Source organism: Paraburkholderia sp. 32, from assembly GCF_050435345.1.
GTDB classification, from domain to species: domain Bacteria; phylum Pseudomonadota; class Gammaproteobacteria; order Burkholderiales; family Burkholderiaceae; genus Paraburkholderia; species Paraburkholderia tuberum.
Genome location: NZ_JBNDKD010000002.1, coordinates 24,606 through 46,249, shown reverse-complemented (window position 1 = coordinate 46,249; position 21,644 = coordinate 24,606). Strand labels below are relative to the sequence as shown.

The 21,644-nt window shown below is 61.7% G+C and carries 20 protein-coding genes; 4 read left to right on the top strand and 16 right to left on the bottom strand.

Going from position 1 to position 21,644, the window contains the following annotated elements:
• Nucleotides 1-27: 27 nt before the first annotated feature.
• The gene (locus OKW26_RS15525) at nt 28-1,143 is read left to right on the top strand and encodes an ABC transporter permease (RefSeq protein WP_429355226.1); all 1,116 of its coding nucleotides are present in this window, start codon (nt 28-30) and stop codon (nt 1,141-1,143) included.
• A 12-nt stretch (nt 1,144-1,155) separates the two neighbouring features.
• Nucleotides 1,156-2,682 (top strand): efflux transporter outer membrane subunit, encoded by a 1,527-nt coding sequence (locus OKW26_RS15520; protein WP_429354295.1) that lies wholly within the window; start codon nt 1,156-1,158, stop codon nt 2,680-2,682.
• Nucleotides 2,683-2,748: 66 nt separating this feature from the next.
• Here the strand turns inward: OKW26_RS15520 and OKW26_RS15515 are convergent, their stop codons facing one another.
• From OKW26_RS15515 to OKW26_RS15480, 8 genes are all read right to left on the bottom strand, one after another.
• Nucleotides 2,749-3,480 carry an IS6 family transposase gene (locus OKW26_RS15515; RefSeq protein ID WP_429354294.1) on the bottom strand — a complete coding sequence of 244 codons (732 nt, stop codon included), beginning with the start codon at nt 3,478-3,480 and terminating at the stop codon, nt 2,749-2,751.
• A gap of 74 nt (nt 3,481-3,554) precedes the next feature.
• A complete protein-coding gene (locus OKW26_RS15510) occupies nt 3,555-4,691 on the bottom strand; it encodes a 2-methylaconitate cis-trans isomerase PrpF family protein (protein ID WP_429354293.1) in 1,137 nt (378 codons plus the stop codon).
• Between the two features lie 60 nt (nt 4,692-4,751).
• Nucleotides 4,752-6,038, bottom strand: a complete 1,287-nt coding sequence (locus OKW26_RS15505) for an MFS transporter (protein WP_429354292.1) — start codon at nt 6,036-6,038, stop codon at nt 4,752-4,754.
• 109 nt (nt 6,039-6,147) lie between these two features.
• Nucleotides 6,148-7,272, bottom strand: coding sequence for a porin (locus tag OKW26_RS15500; RefSeq protein WP_429354291.1), 1,125 nt, complete (start codon nt 7,270-7,272; stop codon nt 6,148-6,150).
• A gap of 161 nt (nt 7,273-7,433) precedes the next feature.
• Nucleotides 7,434-8,795 (bottom strand): MFS transporter, encoded by a 1,362-nt coding sequence (locus OKW26_RS15495; RefSeq protein WP_429354290.1) that lies wholly within the window; start codon nt 8,793-8,795, stop codon nt 7,434-7,436.
• Nucleotides 8,796-8,859: 64 nt separating this feature from the next.
• Nucleotides 8,860-9,351 (bottom strand): MaoC/PaaZ C-terminal domain-containing protein, encoded by a 492-nt coding sequence (locus OKW26_RS15490; RefSeq protein ID WP_429354289.1) that lies wholly within the window; start codon nt 9,349-9,351, stop codon nt 8,860-8,862.
• A 37-nt stretch (nt 9,352-9,388) separates the two neighbouring features.
• Entirely contained in the window at nt 9,389-10,552 is a 1,164-nt protein-coding gene (locus OKW26_RS15485; RefSeq protein ID WP_429354288.1) for a CaiB/BaiF CoA transferase family protein, read from the bottom strand.
• Nucleotides 10,549-11,535, bottom strand: coding sequence for a ketopantoate reductase family protein (locus OKW26_RS15480; RefSeq protein ID WP_429354287.1), 987 nt, complete (start codon nt 11,533-11,535; stop codon nt 10,549-10,551). Before OKW26_RS15480 ends, OKW26_RS15485 begins: the two co-directional genes overlap by 4 nt.
• 410 nt (nt 11,536-11,945) lie before the next feature.
• On the opposite strand from OKW26_RS15480, the gene OKW26_RS15475 reads away from it, so the two are divergent.
• Complete coding sequence (locus tag OKW26_RS15475; RefSeq protein ID WP_429354286.1) at nt 11,946-12,746, top strand: SDR family NAD(P)-dependent oxidoreductase; 801 nt, start codon at nt 11,946-11,948, stop codon at nt 12,744-12,746.
• Between the two features lie 192 nt (nt 12,747-12,938).
• Nucleotides 12,939-13,889, top strand: a complete 951-nt coding sequence (locus OKW26_RS15470) for a LysR substrate-binding domain-containing protein (protein WP_429354285.1) — start codon at nt 12,939-12,941, stop codon at nt 13,887-13,889.
• 1 nt (nt 13,890) lies between these two features.
• Here OKW26_RS15470 and OKW26_RS15465 read toward each other — a convergent pair whose 3' ends face one another.
• From OKW26_RS15465 to OKW26_RS15430, 8 genes are all read right to left on the bottom strand, one after another.
• Nucleotides 13,891-15,057 (bottom strand): CaiB/BaiF CoA transferase family protein, encoded by a 1,167-nt coding sequence (locus OKW26_RS15465; RefSeq protein ID WP_429354284.1) that lies wholly within the window; start codon nt 15,055-15,057, stop codon nt 13,891-13,893.
• Between the two features lie 30 nt (nt 15,058-15,087).
• Entirely contained in the window at nt 15,088-16,341 is a 1,254-nt protein-coding gene (locus OKW26_RS15460) for an NAD(P)/FAD-dependent oxidoreductase (protein ID WP_429354283.1), read from the bottom strand.
• A complete protein-coding gene (locus tag OKW26_RS15455; RefSeq protein ID WP_429354282.1) occupies nt 16,338-16,589 on the bottom strand; it encodes a ferredoxin in 252 nt (83 codons plus the stop codon). The genes OKW26_RS15460 and OKW26_RS15455 overlap by 4 nt, the downstream gene beginning before the upstream one ends.
• A 40-nt stretch (nt 16,590-16,629) precedes the next feature.
• On the bottom strand, nt 16,630-17,805 hold the full coding sequence (locus tag OKW26_RS15450) for a cytochrome P450 (RefSeq protein WP_429354281.1): 1,176 nt from the start codon (nt 17,803-17,805) through the stop codon (nt 16,630-16,632).
• An 85-nt stretch (nt 17,806-17,890) separates the two neighbouring features.
• Entirely contained in the window at nt 17,891-18,586 is a 696-nt protein-coding gene (locus OKW26_RS15445; protein ID WP_429354280.1) for an SDR family NAD(P)-dependent oxidoreductase, read from the bottom strand.
• Nucleotides 18,587-18,765: 179 nt separating this feature from the next.
• The gene (locus tag OKW26_RS15440) at nt 18,766-20,457 is read right to left on the bottom strand and encodes an AMP-binding protein (RefSeq protein WP_429354279.1); all 1,692 of its coding nucleotides are present in this window, start codon (nt 20,455-20,457) and stop codon (nt 18,766-18,768) included.
• Entirely contained in the window at nt 20,402-21,310 is a 909-nt protein-coding gene (locus OKW26_RS15435; protein ID WP_429354278.1) for an acyl-CoA thioesterase, read from the bottom strand. Before OKW26_RS15435 ends, OKW26_RS15440 begins: the two co-directional genes overlap by 56 nt.
• 10 nt (nt 21,311-21,320) lie before the next feature.
• Nucleotides 21,321-21,632, bottom strand: a complete 312-nt coding sequence (locus tag OKW26_RS15430) for a 2Fe-2S iron-sulfur cluster-binding protein (RefSeq protein WP_429354277.1) — start codon at nt 21,630-21,632, stop codon at nt 21,321-21,323.
• Between the last annotated feature and the right edge of the window lie 12 nt (nt 21,633-21,644).

The window sequence follows — 21,644 nt, the reverse complement described above, 5'->3', positions numbered from 1 at the left end:
GCGCGCCGACTTCCACGCTTTTCGCTGATGCGTTGGTGGAGCGTCGTGCGCAAGGAGTTTTTGCAACTGAAGCGCGACCGCATCACGTTTGCGATGATGATCGTGCTGCCGATCATGCAGATGGCGCTGTTCGGCTTCGCGATCAATACCGACCCCAAGCATCTGCCGACCGCCGTCATCGCCGCCGATCACAGCGAGTTCACGCGCAGTTTCCTGATGGCAATGCGCAACTCCGATTACTTCGACATCGTATCGACGCTGCCCGACGAAGAATCCGGTCGCCGCGCGCTCGCGCAGGGCAAGGTGCTGTTCGTGCTGAATATCCCCGTCGGCTTCACGCGCGATCTGGCCAAGGGCGCGCGGCCATCGCTGCTCGTCGAAGCCGACGCGACGGACCCCACCGCGGTGGGCACCGCGCTCGGCGCGCTGCCGTCGATCGCGCAGTCGGTGTTGCAGAAGGACCTCACGGGTCCGCTGTCGACGCTCGCGGTTGGCCCGGCCGCTTTCGACGTTCAATTGCACCGGCTCTACAACCCCGAAAGCCTGACCCAGTACAACGTGGTGCCCGGCCTGATGGGCGTGATCCTGACGATGACGATGGTGATGATGACGGGCCTCGCGATCACGCGTGAACGCGAGCGCGGCACGATGGAAAATCTGCTCGCCACACCGGTACTGCCGCTCGAAGTGATGACCGGCAAGATCGTGCCTTACGTGGCGATCGGCCTGGTGCAGGTCAGCATCATTCTCGCGGCGGCGCGCTTCGTGTTCAACGTGCCGTTCGAAGGCAGTCTGATCGCGCTGTATCTGTCCGCTCTATTGTTCGTCGCGGCCAATCTGACGATCGGCATTACGCTGTCGTCGCTCGCGCAGAACCAGTTGCAGGCCATGCAACTGACGATGTTCTATTTTCTGCCCAACATCCTGCTGTCGGGTTTCATGTTTCCGTTCGCGGGCATGCCGAAGTGGGCGCAGTACATCGGCAACCTGTTGCCGCTCACCTACTTCAACCGGCTGGTGCGCGGCATTCTGCTCAAGGGTGTCGGTTGGGCCGACATGTGGCCGCATGTATGGCCGCTGCTGATCTTTCTGTTGGTCGTCATGGGTATCGCCGTGAAGTTCTATCGGCGCACGCTCGATTGAGGAAGGCCTGCAATGTGTTCCGCTCCTGGCTTTCGTGACGCGGTTTTTCATCGCGCGGCTTGTTGGTCCCAGCGTTGCGCCATGCGCCGGCTGGCCGGCTTCTGCGCAAGCGCGGCATTGTGCGCGTGCAGCGTCGGCCCGGATTTCCATCGACCCGAGGTGACCAGCGTGTCGAGCTATACCGCCGCGCCGCTTGCGGCGAGCACCGTCGCAGCCGATGGTCCCGGCGGCGCCGCGCAACACTTCGTGCCGACAGACGTACCCGGCGACGGCTGGTGGCGCGCTTTCGGCTCGCCGGCGCTGGACGCGCTCGTGCAGCAGGCGCTCGACGATAGCCCGACTCTCGCGCAAGCCCGCGCGAAACTCGACGAAGCGCAGCAGGACTATCGCGCGCAGGCGGGCGGCACGCTATGGCCGCAAGTCGATGCGAACCTGTCGACCACGCGCGAGAAAATCGATCCCGAGGCGCTCGGCTTCGGTCAGCTGACGCAGGGCCGCGCGTTTGCGCCGTTCACGCTGTACAGCGCACAGGTCACGGTGTCGTACACGCTCGATCTGTTCGGTGCGAATCGTCGCGCGCTCGAAGCGGTGGCCGCGCAGGTCGACTATCAGCAATACGAACTCGAAGCCGCGCGTTTGACGGTCGCGGGCAACGTCGTGACGGCGGCGATCCGGCGCGCGTCGCTTGCGCGGCAGATCGCCCTCACCGAAGCGCTGCTCGCCAACCAGATGCAGCAACTCGATATCGCCGAACGCCGCTATGGCGCGGGCGGCATCTCCGAGGTCGATCTGCTGAGCCAGCGCACGCTCGTGCAGCAAACCCGCGCGACATTACCGCCATTGCGTACGCAGCTTGCGCAGACCGATCATCAACTCGCGATCTATCTGGGACGCGCGCCGGCGGAATTGGCCACCACCCACAACCTCGCCGCGCTCGACCTGGATACGCTCGTGCTACCGGCGGACCTGCCGCTGACCTTGCCGTCGACGCTCGCGCGGCAGCGGCCCGACATTCGCGCGTCCGAGGCGCTGTTGCATCAGGCGAGCGCGAACATCGGCGTCGCGACCGCGAACCTGTATCCGCGCATCACGCTGTCGGGCAGCGCGGCGACCGAACGCGTCAACGTGTCCGATCTGCTGACGGGCTTCAACGTGTGGAATTTCGGTGCGGGTCTCACGCAGCCGCTGTTCCACGGCGGTGAACTGCTGGCGCGCAAGCGCTCGTCGGAGGCGGCCTGGCAAGCGGCGCTCGCCGTCTACAAGCAAACCGTGCTGCAGGGACTGCAACAGGTCGCCGACGCGCTGCGCGCGCTCGATCAGGACGCGATTGCATTACAGGCACTCGACGCCGCGCAGCGCAGCGCACAGCACAGCGCAGGGATCGCCAGCCAGCGGTATGCGGCGGGCGGCATCAGTCAATTGACACTGCTCGATACGCAGCGTCAGGAATTGCAGACCGGACTCGATCGCACCAAAGCCGCCGCGCAGCGTTATGCCGATACCGCCGCGCTCTATCAGGCGCTCGGGGCGCGGCCTTGAGTCGATCGGTGGTTCTGTCGCGCTAACGATTACAGCTTGAGCAAAGCGTGATATCGGTAGTACTACTCACGCTACCAACGAGTAGAATTGTTCGGCTGCAGTCGGGGCGACGCCATCGTCACACATCTGCCCCTTGCGGATCATGTGTGCGATTTCTATGCCAGACAGGATGATGCGCGCACAGCGGAAATCCTTGAACCCCAGCATCGGTTTGATGATGCGTTTGATGGCACGGTGATCCTGCTCGACGACGTTGTTCAGGTATTTGTTTTGACGGACCTTGATCGGTGTTAAACGCTCGGCATTGAGCGCTTCAAGCGCAGCCAGATTCGCGCCACTCCTGTCCACGGTGATTGTCTCGGGCTCGCCGTTCTGTTCAATCGCCTTCTCGAAGTAGCGGCGCGCCGCGGCCTTGTCCCGATGGGCGCGCAGCAGGAAATCCACCGTATTACCTGTCTTGTCGACAGCACGGTACAAGTATTTCCATTGGCCTTTGACCTTGACGTAGGTCTCATCGACCCGCCAGCTCTTGCCCACAGGCCGTTTGCGTTTGCGGAATGCTTTTTCAAGCACCGGCAGCAGCTTAATAACCCACCGGTGCACGCTCGAATGATCCACCTCGATACCCCGCTCGGCCATCATTTCCTCGAGGTTACGTAGGCTCAGTGAGTACGCCACGTACCACCGCACGCACAGCAGGATCACGTCCAACGGGTAGTGCAGCCGCTTCAGTACCTTGCCAATGCCAGCGGGCAGCGTCTTGCGCGGCGTTTGCGTCTTTGCCATGATGCTTATCATGCGTTGCGGTCCACGGATTTTACTTGACCGCGTTAATGCGACAAAACCCCCGCTAGAAAATCCGAGGCCGTGCCTCAGGCGTACACGTAACCATCGAACAATCGGCGGGAGGTTCGGTAAAACGCGCCTGATTCGGCACGCCAGCCCTCCTCTCCATAACGGACATCGGCCGCCACCGTCAGCACGCCCGAGGGCATCGCCAGCCGCAATGCGCTGGCGTTGCGCCGCGGATCCGCAAGGCGGTTGGGGATGCTGCCGCCAATCTGCATCGCAACAGCCGTGCACAACGAAGCCGTGAGCGGCAACGCCTTATGGGGTTGTCCGCTCGACAGCATCCGTACGACGAGGTCGGCGTCGCTCGCATCAATCCTGCTTCCGTCGCTGGCGATTGTCTCCGTCGGGGCGGCGACGATCGCGATGAACGGAACCGTGCGGATCAGGTCCGCGGCATCGAGGCCGGACGCGATACCCATCGCAACCGACGCATGCCGTCTCAACTCGCCCAGCAACGCCATCGCCTCTCGACGCGTGGCGAGTTCCTCCGCGGACTCGGTACCTGACAAGCCTACCGCCGACGCCTCGACGAACACACACGCATTCGCCGCGTCGATCATCGAAACTTTGAACGCTCCCTCACCCGGTATGAACACGCTGTCGATAACGTTGCCGGTCGGCAATAGCTTGCCGGTGGATGCTCCACCAGGACTCACGAAGTCGAGACGGATAGGCGCCCCGGTTCCAGACACGCCCGAAATGGACAAATCACCGCTCTCGACGCTGCGTCCGTTTGCGACCTGAAAGCTCGAATGAATGATCTTGCCGGTATTCGTGTTGTGAATCCTCACGCGGGCCAGCCCATCGCGAGCAGCGTCCACGAGATTTTCATCGACTGCAAACGGGCCGATTGCCGCCGACATGTTTCCGCAGTTACCATTGTAATCCACCACCGCCTCGTGGATCTGGACCTGCGCGAACGTGTAGTCGACATCCGCATCGGCGACGCTGGGCGGCCCGACCACGCATACCTTCGACAATGACGAGACACCGCCGCCCATGCCGTTGAGTTGCCGTCCATAAGGATCCGGCGCGCCCATCGTGCGAAGAAAGATCTCATCCCATGCCGCGCGGTCGGGCGGGAGATCTTTGGAATGGAAAACAATAGCCTTACTGGTGCCGCCACGGATGAACGCAGCGGGATAACGATTTTTCATGTCATGTCCTCGAACAGGAAGTCGCCCGGCAAGTCAGCTGCGGGATGGAATCGCTTCTCGTCATTCAGCGTTGCCGCCGCACGAGCTCGCCGGGTCGCGGCTCGCCACCGCGAGAACGGTCAGGGTCGCGACGCCAGCCGCGATGACGGCCAGCCAGAAGGCGTCGTGGTAGCTGCCCGTGTGTTTGAAAACAAGCCCGAACAAGGCCGGGCCGCATCCGAGACCGAAGCTGAAGCAGAACATCAGCGCGCCATATACGGCGCCTAGATGGCGTTGCCCGAACTCGCGGGAAGCAAGATAGGCGAGCGCATCGACCTCCGCGCCCAGCGTCAGTCCGATCAGCACAGCGGCCGCCGCGACCGTAATCGCGGAAATACCCGATGCGAGGCAAACAAAGCCGATTGTCGCGCCGCCGAACACGAGCGCGGTGAGACGGGAAGCATCGAAGCGGTCGAGAAGCGCACCGAAGCCAAAACGCGCAACCATCATCGCAACGCCGACAACCGTCATCACGAGTGAACTTTGCTGCGCTTCAAACCCGGCGTCGGACAGAATGATCGGCAGCACATGCGTACCTGCGCCCACCACGACCGAAATCAGATAGAAGCTGATCGCGATCAACCAGAACGAACGTGTGCGTATTGCGTGAGGCAGCGAGGTTCCGTGCATGCCGACAGCGTTCTCCGGACGCAGGCTTCGCTCGCTGGTCGGGGCTTCAGGCGGCGGCTCGAGCAGCAGGAAGGCGACGGACGGAATGCTTATCACCCAGACGATGACCGCGAGCGCAACGTAAGCCATCCGCCAGCCAAACGCGCCGATCAACGCCGCTGATAACGGCGGAATCAACGCGACGCCTGCACCGCTTAGAATCATCGCCGACCCTAATGCGAGTCCAAGCCGGCTCCGATACCAGTTCGAAACGGCCTTCACGTAGGGCACCGGCACCTGGGCGGCACCAAAGAGAAAGCTCAAGGCAAACAGGAACACGAAGGTCCCGGCACTATCCGCTAGCAAGCCGATCAGCATCACCCCGAGTCCCAACGACGGCCCCGCGAAGCGCGCCACCCTTCTCGCGCCATAGCGGTCCACAGCGAGTCCCGTCAGCGGCGCGCCCAGCGCGATCAGCAGTTGCCCCCAGAGGACCGCGGCACTGATCTGGGATCGCGACCATCCCGTGTCCGCGACGATGGGCTTGACGAAAACGCCGAAGCTGAACAGTAATACCTGGCCGGTCCCCATGAACAGATTGAGTCCAGCACCGAGCACTACGCCTCTCACCCGCCACCTGTTTGCGCGACCGGCGACGGACCCGGCCGCCCTGGCGCCCATCGCTATCTTACCTTCCATCACTGCCTCCCTGCTCTGGAAAAATCACATCCATTTGCGCCGGGCAGAAACTCTGCAATCGGGCGGATACGGTCACCTGCCCGATCCATACCATCGATCCCGCGCGCGCTCAGAAGTACGTCTTCACGCCCACCTGAAAGGTTCGGCTGGTCGCGTTTGGCGCGGCAATACTTCCGGTGTAAAGCGCTCCGCCCAGAGACAACGCCGAGCCCCCTCTATTTTTCAATTGCGCGTAGTCTGCGTATAACGTGGTCCGTTTCGACAACGAGTAATAGGCAGCCAGAGAGTAGATAAAAGTGTCCTGTGATTCCGGCAGGTTGTCCGAAGTATTGACGAGCTTCGTCACGCCGCCCACCATCCGACATGCCGGCGTTGGGTAATAAGACATCGCCAGGTTATACAGCGAGTAGCGCTGAACCTGACCAGTGAATTTTCCAGCAGCGTAGCTACTGCTGTTTTTGTCGAATTCGTAATCGAAGGAAAACTTGACTTGCGATAAACGATAGGCAGCGCCGGCGTTGATCGCCTCGTACCCACCCGCACCGTCGGTATCCTCCATATGCACGATACCTGCGCGAGTTTCGAGGTTGTACATCGCGTATTGAAACATGGCACCCGTGGTCTGCCCCGCGGTCACATTGCCCGGCACACCGCCCACGCCGTACATCAAGCGGATCAATGATCCTGAAACCGTGGGCGAGGTGTAAACGATCGAATTGTTGACGCGGACCGTAGTCGTATAAGCACCCAACAGGCCGCGGGTTGTCTTTACTCCGCCGACGGTTACCGTTTCGGCCAACGCTTGCAGACCCGCCGCCAATCCCAGGTTGTGAGGGTCGTTCTGGGTGAATGACCACCACTCAGGCGAGTATTGCCTGCCGAACGTGAGCGCCCCAAGGCGATCCGATTGCACGCCGAGAAAAGCCTGGCGCCCGAACAGAAGGCCACCCTGTTGTAGCGCCCCGTCACTAACACCGAAGCCATTCTCGAACGTGAAGATTGCCGACCAGCCACCGCCCAGATCTTCTTTGCCCGTGAATCCGAGTCTGGACCCCACAGATCCACCCGGTCCCATGCGGGTCACCGTGCCATAACCGTTGTTCGAGATATCAATTGCAGTGTCCAGCACCCCATATAAGGTGACGCTGCTTTGCGCCAACGCCGGCCCGGTTGCCGACGCTGCGACCAGACAGAGCGCCAGCCGGCGCCTCTTGAAGTGTGAGATTGAGATCATTGAAGTTATTGCGCAGTGAAACTGCGCTTTTTTTATGAACGTTCTTCAGCGCGAGCTAGTGCCGCGCATCGTGATTGAAATCATCGATGCGACGCGCCCTCGCACTCCTCCCGCGCCGCAGCACCCGGACTGTCCCGATTCAATCGGGCAAGCCTGTCGACTCATTCCGGCACACCTTGCGCCGCGACTGTCAACCACCGCACGCCAACGTACATCGCGCCAATGCCAACCGCTGCGAAAAAAGCCGGGCTCGCAATCGCCCTGAAGATGAGGTCGTAACTCCAGCCCGTGGATAGAAGGAAGCTTCCCGCCAGCGTGCTGAAGATCGCGCCTATTCTGCCTAGTGCCAGCACGCAACCCAATCCGGTGGCGCGCATCGAGGTCGGATATAGCAAGGTGCCCAATCCGTTGACGCTGGAGTTCGATCCGGTTAGGAAAAATCCGACCATGAACGTAATGCCAGCGGCTAATGAAACGACGGGATAGAACTGCCCGAGCGCAATGATGGTTACTCCGGCGAGCACATAGGTTCCGGTAAGCAGCAACGAGAAAAACGACGAACGCACCCTTCCCGCCAGATAGCCGAGGCACAAGGTGCCGCAAACCCCGCCAATCGAATGCATCGCGGTCACGACCGACGCCGCCTTGATCGACCCACCTGCCGCCGTCAGGATGATCGGCAGCCAGTTCCAGAGCAGATACAGCGCGAAATTGCCCGCAAACGCGGTGATCCAGAGCAGCAAGGTGCGCAAAGCCAGATGCGGCGCAAACAACTCTCGAATCGATACGTGCGTCTGATTCCTTTCCTGACGAACGGCGAACGTGAAGTGATCGGCAATGGGTCCGGCCGCGATGGGTTTCGCAATGGCGCGAATGCGCGCTTGTCCATTTCGATGTTTGACTGCCAGAAAGTACATCGACTCCGGAAGGTAAGCGATCAGAAACGGCGTGAGAAGCAGCGGTACACCGCCGCCCAGCACCAGCATGCTCCGCCAGCCGTACGCGGGCACGAGGTGAGACGCGATCAGCCCGCCTAGCGCCGAGCCCAGGGCCGGTCCCGTGAACATCACGCTGACGAACTGCATTTTCCATTTCGGCGGCGCAAACTCGGCTATCAACGCGACGACACTAGGTCCCGCTCCACCGAATCCCAGTCCGCCAATCAGACGGGCAAGCGCAAGTTGATGGACGTTGTGGCACAGCAGCGTTGCCATCGCGGCCAGGCCGAAGAACAGAACCGACACGATGATGATTGGACGCCGCCCGAATTTGTCGGCAAGCGGACCAAAAACGAATGAGCCGACGGCGGTACCGACCAGAGCAGCCGCGAATACGGGCGACAATTCAACGAGCGAAAATCCCCATTCGTGACGAACTGCCGGCGCGATATACGCGATCAGCCCGATATCCACGCCCTCGATCAGAACCACGAGAAAACATAGCGCCATCACGACGACATGAAACGCCGACAGCCCATTCGCCTCGATAAAATGCTCCACGTCGATGGATTCGGATCGAATCATCGTTGTCTCCCGTATTCCGATTGTTGATTGTTGTTAGTGATAGCGATGCGTGTCGCTGGCCGGCTCATCCCACTGCCGCGATCCTGACGGGTTCGTGCATGGCCGGCCCGACGCAATACACCAGCTCCGCTTCGAGCACGGGCGTGTCGCTCACGTCGCATTCCATCTTGCAAGCCAGCACCCAATGGCCACGCTCGCCCGTCATGCTGGCGGTTTTGACCGCCACGTCGAGGCGCACGCTCGAATCGACCGGCACCGTTCCGGAAAAGCTCAGCCGGTCGATGCCGTGAACGATATTCACGCCGATATCCTCGAGGACAAACACGTCGTGCAGCAAAGGCACGATCAGGCTCAGGATCAGCGTATTCTGCGCGACGGGTTTGCCGAAGGGCCCGCGTCTCGCGCGGGCCTCGTCGACGGAAATCCAGTCCCAGTCGTCGGTCGCCGACGCGAAGGTATTGATCATGTCCTGACTTACTTCGACCCAGCTGCTCTTGCCGAGATGGAAGCCCGAGTAAGCCTTGATCCCTTCGATACCTCTTAACAGTATCGGCACGTTGCTCTCCCGTGGAAACTGGCTCAAGCGCCTTGCTTCATTCGCCAGACTGGCAGTTCGCGAGTCGTTCGCCATTGCCCGCGCCGAGGGATGGCGCCGGCTTGCCAGGCTTTAGCAGATGGCCATTGAAACGAGCCGGATAACGGATCGCACGGACGGTGCCGCCCGGCGTCTGCAGCTCCGAATACAGTTCGTTGTGAATCACCTGCGGGTCGCTGAAATGCGCATGAGGTTCGTTGACGGGCCCTGCCGGCACATCCAGCTCCCGAAACCGCTCGATCCACTCGGCGGTGGTCTTCAGTTTCAGCGGACCGGCCACGCGTTCGAAGAACGTGTGAGTCATCTGCTTGCGGTCCTTGATCTGCTTGAGCTCATCCTTCCACTCCGGGTGGCCGATGGCATCCAGCGTACGGCTAAGCTGTTTGCCCGAAACCGGCGACAGCACCATATGACCGTCACGCGTCGCCAGCACCGGCTGCGGTGCCAGTGTCGCTGCCGCCGTGTCGTCGACGAAGGTCTGGTTGTGGAACATATCGGGAAAGTTGTAGTACGCGATGATGTCGAGCATCGACGTTTCCAGATGCACCGCCTGCTGCGACCGGTCGCGCGAAATCAGCCCGGACAGCGCCATCTGCGCGGCGAATACCGCGGCGACCTTGTCGGCGAGAAACGTGTTGGTCGCGCGCGGTTCGCCGCCGGCGGCCTCATAGCTCAACAACCCCGTGCGGCCCTGAATCAGCGCGTCGAATGCGGGTTCTTTCGCAAGCACGCCGTCCGGTCCATAACCGGTGATAGAGAGTTGGACGATGCGTGAATTCAACGCGCTGACCTGATCGAAACTCAGGCCTAGCGAAGCCGACACATGCGGCCGCCAATTCTCGATGTAGATGTCCGCGTCTTTCAGCAGCGTCTTGAACTTCGCCAGATCTTCTGGTGACTTCAGATCCAGTACAACACTATCCTTGCCGCGATTGGAATTCGTCCACACGGTGCCGACACCTTCCCAGCTGTGACCGAAATTTCGATACGGATCGCCCGACGGCGGTTCGACCTTGATCACGTCCGCGCCGAGATCGGACAGCATCTGCGCGCAGAACGGGCCGGAAATATAACTACACGCCTCGACCACTTTGACCCCTTCGAGGGGACGACGAAAATCACAAGCCGCGCCGGCCGTGCTGGAATTAGACGCAGATGTCATGAATGCAGCTCCCTGGTACGAAGATTATTTAACGCGGTGCCCTCGCGCAGTCCGGCTAGCGCGAGAACGGTATCGAGTGTCGGCGTGCGCATATCGGCAAGTTCGCGTACGGCCTCCAGTGAACGTTGCAGCGGTTCCAACTCGAGCGGGCGTCCCGCTTCGAGGTCCTGCAACATGGACATCTTGTGATGCGGCGCACTGAGCGTCAGCGCGATGCGCCTGTCGGGATCCGGGCCGACTTCGAGTCCCATGGCCACCGCGAGCGCGTCGGCCTCGCGCATCATCGTCCTGACGAGCAGCACGACGTTCGCGGCGTCGCGCATTTCGCCGAGTGTTCCCTGCGTCAGCATCGCCACCGGGTTCCAGCACAGGCTATTCACGAACTTCACCCAGATTGCCGCGCGAATGTTGTCGTTGAGCTTTGCCGGAATACCGCTTGCGCCCAGCAATTCACTGAGACGGCCCGCTCGCTCCGAGTGGCGGCCGTCAAGCTCGCCGAGCGGGCAACCGGCTTTCGCGCCGTCCTGCGCGACGACACCAGGCGCGACCACGTGCGCACCGATCCAGTACACACAGCCCAGTACCTGCGCCGGGGGAATGGCCTGCCATTGCCGTGCGCCGGGATCGAGCACGGGCATCTGACGATCGGGAAAAAAATAATAAGGAATCCCGGTGGTCGGCGGCAGCACGACTGTGCGCGCATCCATCAGCGAACGGATCTGCTCGAGTGCATCGTCGACCTGATGCGTTTTCAGCGTGACGAAAACATAGTCCTGGACGCCGAGTTCCCGGGCATCTCCAACGGCATTCACACGCACCGTGAAGTCTTCCGACGCGGTGATCACACGCAGTCCCTGGCTACGAATCGCCTCAAGCGTTTCGCCGCGTGCCACCACGCTGACCTCGCACTGTCCCGCCCGGGCGAGATGCCCCGCGATATATCCGCCGATCGCACCACCTCCGAAAATACACACCTTCAGCATAGGTCTCTCTCTTGCAACTCATGGATGCGGCCTTGCCCCGACGCCTTCGACAGCAAGACGCGGATAACGCCGAACGATGAGCAGACGATATGGTGCCGTCAGGTGATAGGGGAAATACTAAAAAACGATGATTCGAGCGCATCGGCGTATAGCTGACCTGAACCGACCCGGTCAGTGGCAACCCCGGCGCCGGACGCGCATCACCCCGACCGCATGCCATCGCATCCGTCAGACGATCATGCCCCGCGTCCAATTGAGACGATCCGTAAAGTTAAAGAGATGATTGCTTATGGAACATCTCGCGACGTTTCGATAACGTGTGGAAACTCGAACCGGCGACGCATGGATATCCATGCGATGCATCGGACAAAAAATGCCTGCTGAAGGGCACTAAAAAACGGAGACATTGCATGAGCAAACTCGCGAACAGAGTGGTGATCGTCACGGGCGCGGCGCAAGGCATGGGCCGCGCGATCGCGATCGAAGCGGCCCGTCAGGGCGCCGCGTGGGTCATTCTGGCCGATCTCCAGGAAGACAAAGGCGTAGCCGCAGCCGAGGCGGTCAAGGACGCCGCCGCGAAATCCCTGTTCATCAAAACCGATTTGTCGAACAGTGCTTCGATCCGTCACATGATCGAAGAAACAGCCGCCCAGGCGGGCGGCATCGACGTGCTGGTGAATAACGCGGGTGTCACCGACGACGGCCTCACCGGCCGCGCTCCGACGATCGAAGATCTGCCGGAAGAAGTCTGGGACACGGTGATGAACGTCAATCTCAAGGCGATGTGGCTGGCGGCGAAATTCGCCGCCCCTCATCTGCGCAAATCGACCCGCGGCCCCGCCATCGTCAACGGCGCGTCGGTCGCGAGCACGGTGGCGTATCCGGGATTGCCCGCGTACGCGGCCAGCAAGGGCGGCGTCGTGATGCTGACGAAAGCCATCGCGCTCGATCTGGCCGACGCGGGTATTCGCTGCAATGCGTACGTGCCCGGCGCGATCGACACCCCGATGCTCAGCCGCAGCCTCGCCCATGCGCCCGATCCGGAGAAGGCACGGGCGCGCCTGTGGGGCACGCATCTGCTCAAGCGACTGGGCCAGCCGGAAGAAGTGGCCCGTCTCGTGTGCTTTCTCGCGTCGGACGAGGCCTCGTTCTCGACCGGCAGCATGTTCGGCGTCGACGCCGGCACGCTGGCGTGGCGCGGCGTGCACTAACTCACTCGACTGCCAAATCACGATGAACCTCGCCTACTGGCTGCGACTGGTCAGCCTGGCCCTTTACATGACAGATCCGGGTCGCGCGGCATTCGACCCCGCGCTCGTGAGCGAATATGCGGCCGGTAGGCCGCGCGCTCGCTCTGCCGGGCGTTAGCGACACGACCTCAATACAGGAGTGCGGAAATGAACATGCGCCAACTTCAATACTTCCTGGCAGTGGCTTCCGAATTGAATTTCACTCGCGCGTCCGAGCGCGTGAACATTGCGCAGCCCGCGTTGAGCGCGCAAATCATTTCCCTCGAAGACGAACTCGGCACCGCGCTCTTCACGCGGGAAAAGCGCAAAGTACTGTTGACCCCGGCGGGTGAGATTCTCGTCGAACACGCGCAACGCGTGCTCAATACGGCATCGGCTGCTATTGCGGCGGTGCGCGCGTCGGGACGCGGCGCCCGCGCGCATCTGATCGTCGGTTCCATCTATACCGCGATCTACTGCTTTCTGCCGAACACGCTGCGCCTGTTCAAATCGCTTGCACCGGACTCGGATGTCAGTTTGCAGGAGATGACCATCTCCCAGCAGATTGCGGCACTCAAGGAAGGCGCGATCGAAGTCGGCCTGGTACGTGGTCATATCTATGACCACAACATCGTGACCGAGCTGCTCTATCGCGAGCTGCTGGTGGTCGCGGTGCCGGCCGGCAGCGAATACGACGTACCGGGCCCCGTCAATCTGCGCGAACTCGCAAACTGGCCGTTGATCGCGGTAGCGCGCGGCACGGCCACGGAGCGTGGCTACGGCGACCGGATTCTCGATATCTTCGAAGACGAAAACCTGAAGCCGACGATCGCCAAGGAAGCCCACGACATGCACACGTCCGCGTGCCTCGTGGCAGCGGGCGTCGGCGTCGCGGTGGTGCCGGCCGTGATGCAGCTGATGCAACCGCTCGGCGTCGCCTACCGGCCGTTGAACGCGGATACGCCGGGCGTGTCGTTGTCGCTTGCATGGCACAAGGATCGCGTGCCGCCTTTGCTCGGCGCATGGCGTGAAGCAGCGCGTGCGAACGCGGCAGAACTGACCGCACGCCATCCGCAGTATTTCCTCGATCCCTCGCGTCCGGAGCTGATCGAGCAGGCCGCCTGACTCAGTGCTCCTCACCAAGCCAACGCTCGAGCGCTTCGCTGTGTTCGCCGAGCAACGGTGCGCCCGCCACGTCGTTCGAGGCCGCGCCGTGAAAGCGCACCGGCGCGCGCATCTCCAGATACTCGCCTTCCGTCGCGTGCGTTTTGCGCCTGAAGAACCCGACCGCCCGCAGATGCGGATCGTCAAATACATCGTCCAGACTTTTGACTTCGGCAGCGGGGATATCGTGCTGCGCAAGCAGTTCGAGCCAGTAGCGTAGCGGTTTGCCGGCCACGATCCGGGCCAGTTCCGTCTGCATCCTGCCCAGCCCATTGAAGCGCTCGCGCGCGGTCGTGAGCCCTTCACGTTGCAGGAATTCCGCGTGACCGGTGATTTCGAAGAAGCGCAGCCAGCGTGCGTCGGTATAAGGCGCAATCGACAGATAACCATCCGCGCATTTGACCGGCTGACGCAACGGGTCGAGCTGTCGCGGATAGCCGGCGGGATCATTGGGCGGCACAAAAGCGCGCCCATACAGATGATCCTGCAGCAGGAAATGCGTGAAGCTTTCGAACATCGGCACTTCCACCTGTTGTCCCGATCCGGTCCGTTCCCGATGCAACAACGCGCCGAGTACCGCATACGTCGCATGCAGGCCGGCAACCTTATCGGCCATCGCCATCGGCAGAAAACGCGGCATCGGGTTGCCATCGGTACGCGGCAGCAGGCTGGCCGCGCCGGAGGCGGCCTGGATGATATCGTCGTACGCCGGCTTGCCGGCGAGCGGTCCCCCCTCACCGAAGCCCGAGCAATGCACGTACACGAGATCGGGGCGGATCGCGCTCGCGGCTTCGTAGTTCAGGCCCAACCGGTCGATCGCATCACCACGCAGGTTGTGAATGAATACGTCGCAGCGCTTTAATAAGCGAACCAGCGCCGCCATCCCACGAGGGGTCTTGAGATCCCAGACTACCGAGCGCTTTCCGCGATTCAGCGTCATATGCGCCGGCCCCATGCCGCGAGTCGCCGCGGGACGTCCTACGCGCCGGATTTCGTCGCCGGAAGACGGCTCGATCTTGATCACCTCGGCGCCCATCTCGGCGAGCGTGGCCGTGCAATAAGGACCGAAGATCACCGAAGTCATATCGAGGATGCGGATGCCGTCGAGTATCGGAGAAGCCTTCGTCATGGTGTTTGCCGTGTGCCTGTTCGTGCGTACTCAGGCCGTCACCGCGGCGGCGAGCAACGACTTGAGATCAAACGTGAGGTCCGCGGCCTGCGCCCGCGACGGACTGATCCGCCGCTGCAACAGGCGCCGGGCGGCCATGTGGTCCGCCGGACGGTTGAAAGATTCAACCGCGGTGAGCCGGTCATAGCGGTAGCGGAACACGGAGAACGCGCCGCTCGCAGGATCACCGCGCAATACGCTCGCGTCGAGCCGGCGCGCGACACCGGCCATCTGCAGCCGCATGCCGCCCTGATCGCTCCAGAACACCGGCACCTGATCGTAGGGTGAGGCATCGGCCGCACCCGCGATGCGACGCGCGACATAGCAGGCCTGGTCGACGGCGTTCTGCACCGACTCCAGTCGCAGCTGGTCGCCGCCGTCGAATGCGTAGGGAAAGGCCGCGCAGTCGCCGATCGCGGAGATCGAGTGATCAGTAGTGCGCAGTTGTTCGTCGACGATGACGCCGTTGTAGATATCGAGTCCGCACGCAAGGCCAAGCTCGCTGTTCGGCACGACACCAATCGCGACCAGCACGAGGTCGGCCTCGATCCGGCTGCCGTCGGCGAGCTTCACCGCCCTGACACCGCCATCTTCCGTACAGAAACCATCGACGCCCGCATTGAGCGAGAACGCCACGCCTGCCGCGCGATGATGCCGCAGACTCGCCTCCGACATCTCGACCGAAATCGCCCGCCGCATCAGCCGGTCGGCCGACTCGACGACATGCACGTCGCAACCTTGCGCAATCGCGATGCTCGCCACCTCGAGACCGAGAAAGCCCGCACCGATCACGACGACCCGACGCGACGCGCGCAACTTCGACGCGAGTGCCGCCGCATCGGCCACGGCGCGCAGCGAGATCACCCCATGAACCGGCTCGCTCAATGCGGTCAGTGGCCGGTTGCGCGCACCTGTCGCGAGGATCAGATGGTCATAATCGAGCGTTTTCCCCGAGGACAGCTTCACGCGCTTCAAACGCCGCTCGATTGCTTCGACATGCGTATCGCCCCATCGCTCGACGCGCTGTTCGTCGAACCACGCCGCCGTTTCCAGATGCAACTCCTCAACGGCGAGATTGCCCGACAGATAAGACTTGGAAAGCGGCGGTCTCTGGTACGGAAGGCCCGGTTCATCGCCAAGCAGATGAATCGCGCCGCCATACCCTTCGGCGCGCAACGCGCTCGCTGCCTGCACACCGGCCTGGCCCGCACCGACGATCACGATCGAACGCGCACTCGTACTCACAGCCCGCTCTCCTGCGCAACGGCGTCATCCGCGATCTTCTCGACCTTGATCGCTTTCGACGGACATTTGCGCGACGCGCCGAGTACTTTTTCGTAAAGCGCCTCGTCCGGCGACGTCTGCAGCAATTTGACGACACCGTCTTCGTCGCGCTGATCGAATACTTCGCTCGACGACAACACGCACAATCCCGCGCCTACGCACACGTCCTGATTCACGGACACCCGCAGTTTGAAGCCGCTCTTCGACATGTCTGCCTCCTCCGTCCGGACGCACCGGATCAATTGAAATTCACCAGGTTACCGGCAGGGATTCGAGGCCCTGCACGAAGTGATCGCCCTTGCCCTTGATCTGATCCTGCGGCACGGCGAATCGCAGCGTCGGAATCCGTTGGAACAGCGTGGCAAACACTACTTGCAGTTCGACGCGCGCCATCGGTTGACCCAGACACTGGTGGATGCCGTAACTGAACGCCACGTGATGATCGGCCTTGCGCGTAATGTCGAACTTCTCGGGATTCTCGAACGCGCTGGCGTCGTGATTCGCACCCGAAATCAGCGCGACCACGCCGTCCCCCTTGCGGACCAGCTGGCCCGCGACCTCGACATCTTCCAGCGCAACGCGGAACGCGTTGTAGTGAACGATGGTGTGAAACCGCAGCATTTCCTCGACGGCGCCACGCAGCAGCGAAGGATCGTTGCGCAATAGTTCCAGCTGATCCGGGTTGGTCAGAAAGCTGTACACGCCCAAGGCCATCTGGTTCGCTGTCGTTTCGTGGCCGGCCATCAGCAGCAATTCGGCCATGATCACGAGTTCGCGATGCGTCAGATGCCCCGGCCGAACCTGCTCGACAATCAGGCGGCTCAACAGATCTTCACGGCTGTCGGCATCTTTGGCGCGCTCGGTAATGAGCTTGTCGAGATACGTGAGAATGCGGTCCGAGGCCGCCTTCGGAATGGCCGGGTCGACGTCGAGCAGCACCTTCAGGCGGCTCTGCTCCTGAAAGAAGCCGTGATCCTTGCCGGGCACGTCGAGCAGCCCCGCGATGACTTCAGAGGTCAACGGCAGGAACAGATCTTCCACCAGATTCGCGGGCGGCCCCTTCGCGAGCAGCTCGTCGAGTAGCCGGTCGAAGATCGATTCGATACGCGGGCGCATCGCGCTGACGCGCTTGATCATGAACTCCTTGGTCAGCATGCGCCGGAAACGCCCGTGCTCAGGCGGGTCCATGCGAATGAAGGCCGGCTCCAGATCGAGCACCGCGTTTCTTGCGGGCGACAGGCTCGGAAAGCCGGTCACGTGCGGATCACCGCTAAAACGGTTGTCGCCCAGCACAGCCCGCACGTCGTCGTAACGCGTGAACAGCCACGCATCCTTGCCGTCCCACATCTGCACTTTGGCGGGACCCGGCTGCTGCTGAAAATCCCGGTACTCCTGCGGCGGCAGAAACGGACATTGCCGTGGCATTGGAAATGCCGGTTTGCTGAAAGGACATCCAGACATGGTTCCTCCGGTCACATTGATCAGTGAGAACGTTTTTTCCAGAGGAAAATCACAATCCGCCGTTGACGTCGAGCGTCGCGCCCGTCACATAGCGCGCGTCGTCGCTGACGAGAAAGCCCACCGCCGAAGCAATTTCTTCCGGCTCCGCCGCGCGTTGCAGCCCCGAACTTGCGATCAGTCTGTCGCGCACCTCTTTGGGCACCTTCTCGCCCATCGCGGTGTTGATCGTGCCCGGCGATACGGCTGCGACGCGGATACCATGCGGGCCCAGCGGCTTCGCGAGACTCTTGGTGAGATTGACCACCGCTGCTTTCGAACCGCCGTAGTCGGTTACGCCGCTGCCTAGCGTCGCGACAATCGAGGCGAGATTGACAATCACACCGCCGCCGCCCGCCTTGATCAGACGCTTCGCCACTTCCTGGCTCAGGAAGAACGGCGCACGCGTATTCACGCCATAGGTAAAGTCATAATCGGACGGTGCGATGTCGAAGAACGTCTTGCCGTGCCAGACGCCCGCGTTATTCACCAGCACGCGAATCGTGCCGTACTGGGCATCGATCGCCTCAACCGACGCGGTGATCTGCTCGTAATCGGTCACATCGCACTTGCGGTACGCGTATTCGCCCTTGCCCGAATCCGCGATATCCATCCCGACGACGGTGTAGCCCCGTGCCGCCAGATCCTTGCAAATCGCCTGTCCGGTCAGTCCATTGGAACCCGTGACCACTGCAACCTTCTTCGTCATGCCTCACCTCATCTCACGATATAGTTTTGAACGATCTTCTGTGTCGGTGCTTTGCGCATTTGTTCTGCAAAGCCTCAGACTCAAGATTCGACTTAAATCGCAGTCGGGTCCAATACTGTTTTGCGAGATCGTGAGACCGATTTCTTATGGTTTGAAGCGGGCGCGGACAAGTCGACGGATCAGCGCCTGAGGACGCGCCCGGATTGCTCGCGATCCCAGCAATCCGCCGTCACGCCTTCATTGCGAAGCCGATATTTTTCGACGCGCTCGCTCGGCGTTTTGGGCAGCGTCGCGCGAAAGGCGATATAGCGTGGTATCGCAAAGTAAGCGAGCCGCGGCTCGCACCAGTCGATCAGTTCGGCTTCCGTCACGACGTGTCCCGCTTTGAGCACGATCACGGCCTTCACATCGTCCTCGCCGAGTTCGGAAGGCACGCCGACCACACAGGTTTCGACGACCGCTGGATGCGCGCTGATCACAGCCTCCACCTCGAACGACGAAATGTTCTCGCCGCGCCGCCTGAGCGCCTGCTTCTTGCGATCGACGAAGAAGAAATAGCCGTCCTCGTCCTGAGTCGCGAGATCGCCCGTATGAATCCATAGATTGCGGAATAGTTCGAGCGTGGCTTCCGGGTTCTTGTAGTAGCCCGTCGTGCCCAGATAGGAACGTTGCGGACGCACCGCCAGTTCGCCCACCTGCCCCGGTGCTACGGCGTTGTCGAGATCGTCGACCAGCTGCACGTCGTAGCCCGTGCCCGCCTTGCCGCATGAGCCGGGTTTGCGCGCGTCGAAGGGATTGACCAGCGCGCTGCTGCACTCGGTCATTCCATAGAGTTCCAGCAGCCGCGTATTGAAGCGCTTTTCAAATGGATGCCAGAGATGCTTTGGCGCCGCCGCGCCCACCATCAGTCGCAGCGGGTTGTCGCCGTCTTCAGCACAAGCCTGCTGCTTCATCAGAATCGACACCATCCCGCCGATATATTTCGCCGACGTGCAGCCCCAGCGCCGGCAGTCATCGATCATCCGGCTCGCGGAAAAACGCTCGACCAGCACCGCCTTCGCACCGGTCAGAATCGCGGGGCCCGTCGTGCCGTGCGCGCTCGTATGGAAGAACGGCAAGCCGGTGTAGAGCACATCGTCTTCCGTATAACGTGCATAGCGCACCGCCTCCGACCATATTTCGTACCAGTAGTGATGACTCATCATCACGCCTTTCGACAAGCCCGTCGTGCCGGACGTATACGAGATGGTCGCGAGACTTCTAAAGTCGACAGTGATATCCGGCGTGGTTTCAGGGCGGCTTAGCAGATCGTCGAAACGCAAGTTCTCGACGCCCGGCCACGCATCGAGCCGCACCGCATGCTGATCGGCAACCACGATCGAATGGCGCAGCTTCGACAACTGGCCGCTGATCGCGTCGAGCGCCTCGAAAAAGCCTTCCTCGGCAACGAGTGCAATACAGTCGGCCTGATCGATCTGATACGCGAGGCCCGCACCTTTGAGCGCGATATTGATTGGCACGCAAACCGCGCCGATCCGGTTCAGCGCGAACCACGCAAGCAGAAACTCCGCGCGATTCGACAACATCAGCGCGACCTTGTCTTCGGGGCGGATGTCGAGCGCAATCAGGCCGTTGGCGACACGATTGACCAGCAGATTCAACTGCTCGTACGTGATGACCCGGTCGCGGAACTGAAATACTTCGCGGTAAGGTTGCCCGCGTGCCTTGTCTTCGATGATCCGGCCAATCACGCGGTCGGTCTGCGCATATTCCTGCATTTTCCAGCTTGCCCACTTGCGTTCGGCGCGCTCGAATTTATCGTCCCACTGGCCCATACGCTTCATTCCCCTGATGGTTCTCGCGTCGCTCATGACGTTCGCGCAATAGCCCCTCCTGCATCGCCGTGCTGACGAGAAAGCCGTCCTGATAGAGCGCGCCGCGGCCCAGACCGCGATTGTTGGTAGCGCCCGGACCTTGCAGGTCGTAGTAGAACCAGCGATCCGGACGAACCGGCGCATGAAACCACATTGCGTGGTCGAGGCTTGCCGCCTGCACGGTTCTATCCAGCGAGCCGCGGCCGCGTGGCCGCATCGCGGTGTTCATCAGATCGAGATCACACACGTACGCCAGCAACGCCTGGCAGAGCAGCGGATCATCGCCGCACGGCGCCCTCAACCTGCACCAGATGCCATTGACCGGCGGTAAAGGTCCAGGGTCGAGCCACGCGCGCCAACGCTCGCTGCGCCGTTCGAAAAGCCGCATGATCAGCGGCACATGCGATCGGCAGTTCTCCAGCAGATGAAGCTGGTCCGCATAGAACGCGTCTTCGGACTGCATCCGTTCGGGTGGGGCGACCTCGGGCATCGCATCGAGCCGCTGATAGTCACCCTCGGGCGCCTGGAACGATGCGGCACCACTGAAGATCGGCTGATCGTCCTGCAACGCGAGCACAAGCCGTGTGCTGAAGTTGCGCCCTTCGCGGATGGGCCGCACGTCGAACGTGATCGGTTTGGTCACGTCGCCCGGTTGCAGGAAATAGCCCTGCATCGAATGCAATCGATGCGGATCCCGCACCGTTTTGCCCATCGCCATGATCGACTGCGCGAGCATCTGACCGCCGTAGATGCGTCGCGCGCCGTCGAGCGGCGACCAGCCGGTAAAGCGCGTAGCCGTCCCCCGTCTGAGCTGCAACAAGTCGATCAGCCCGCCTACCGTCAGCGCCATGAGGGCTCGCTCAAGCCGGAATCGCGACGACAAGGCCGTCGAGCTCGGGCGTGATCTCGATCTGGCAACTCAGGCGGCTATTGCTGCGCAGCGCGCTCGACGCGGCCAGCATGTCCTTTTCGATGTCGCACGCTTCGCCGACAATCTCCATCCACGCCTGATCGACGTGTACCTCGCAGGTCGCGCAACTGCACGCGCCGCCGCACTCGGCGGCGAGACCTTCGACCATATGATCCACCGCGCCCTGCATCACCGAACTGCCAAGCGGCACATCGGCTTCGACGACCTGACCATTCGACTGCACGTATTTGATGACTGGCATTGCATACCTCTC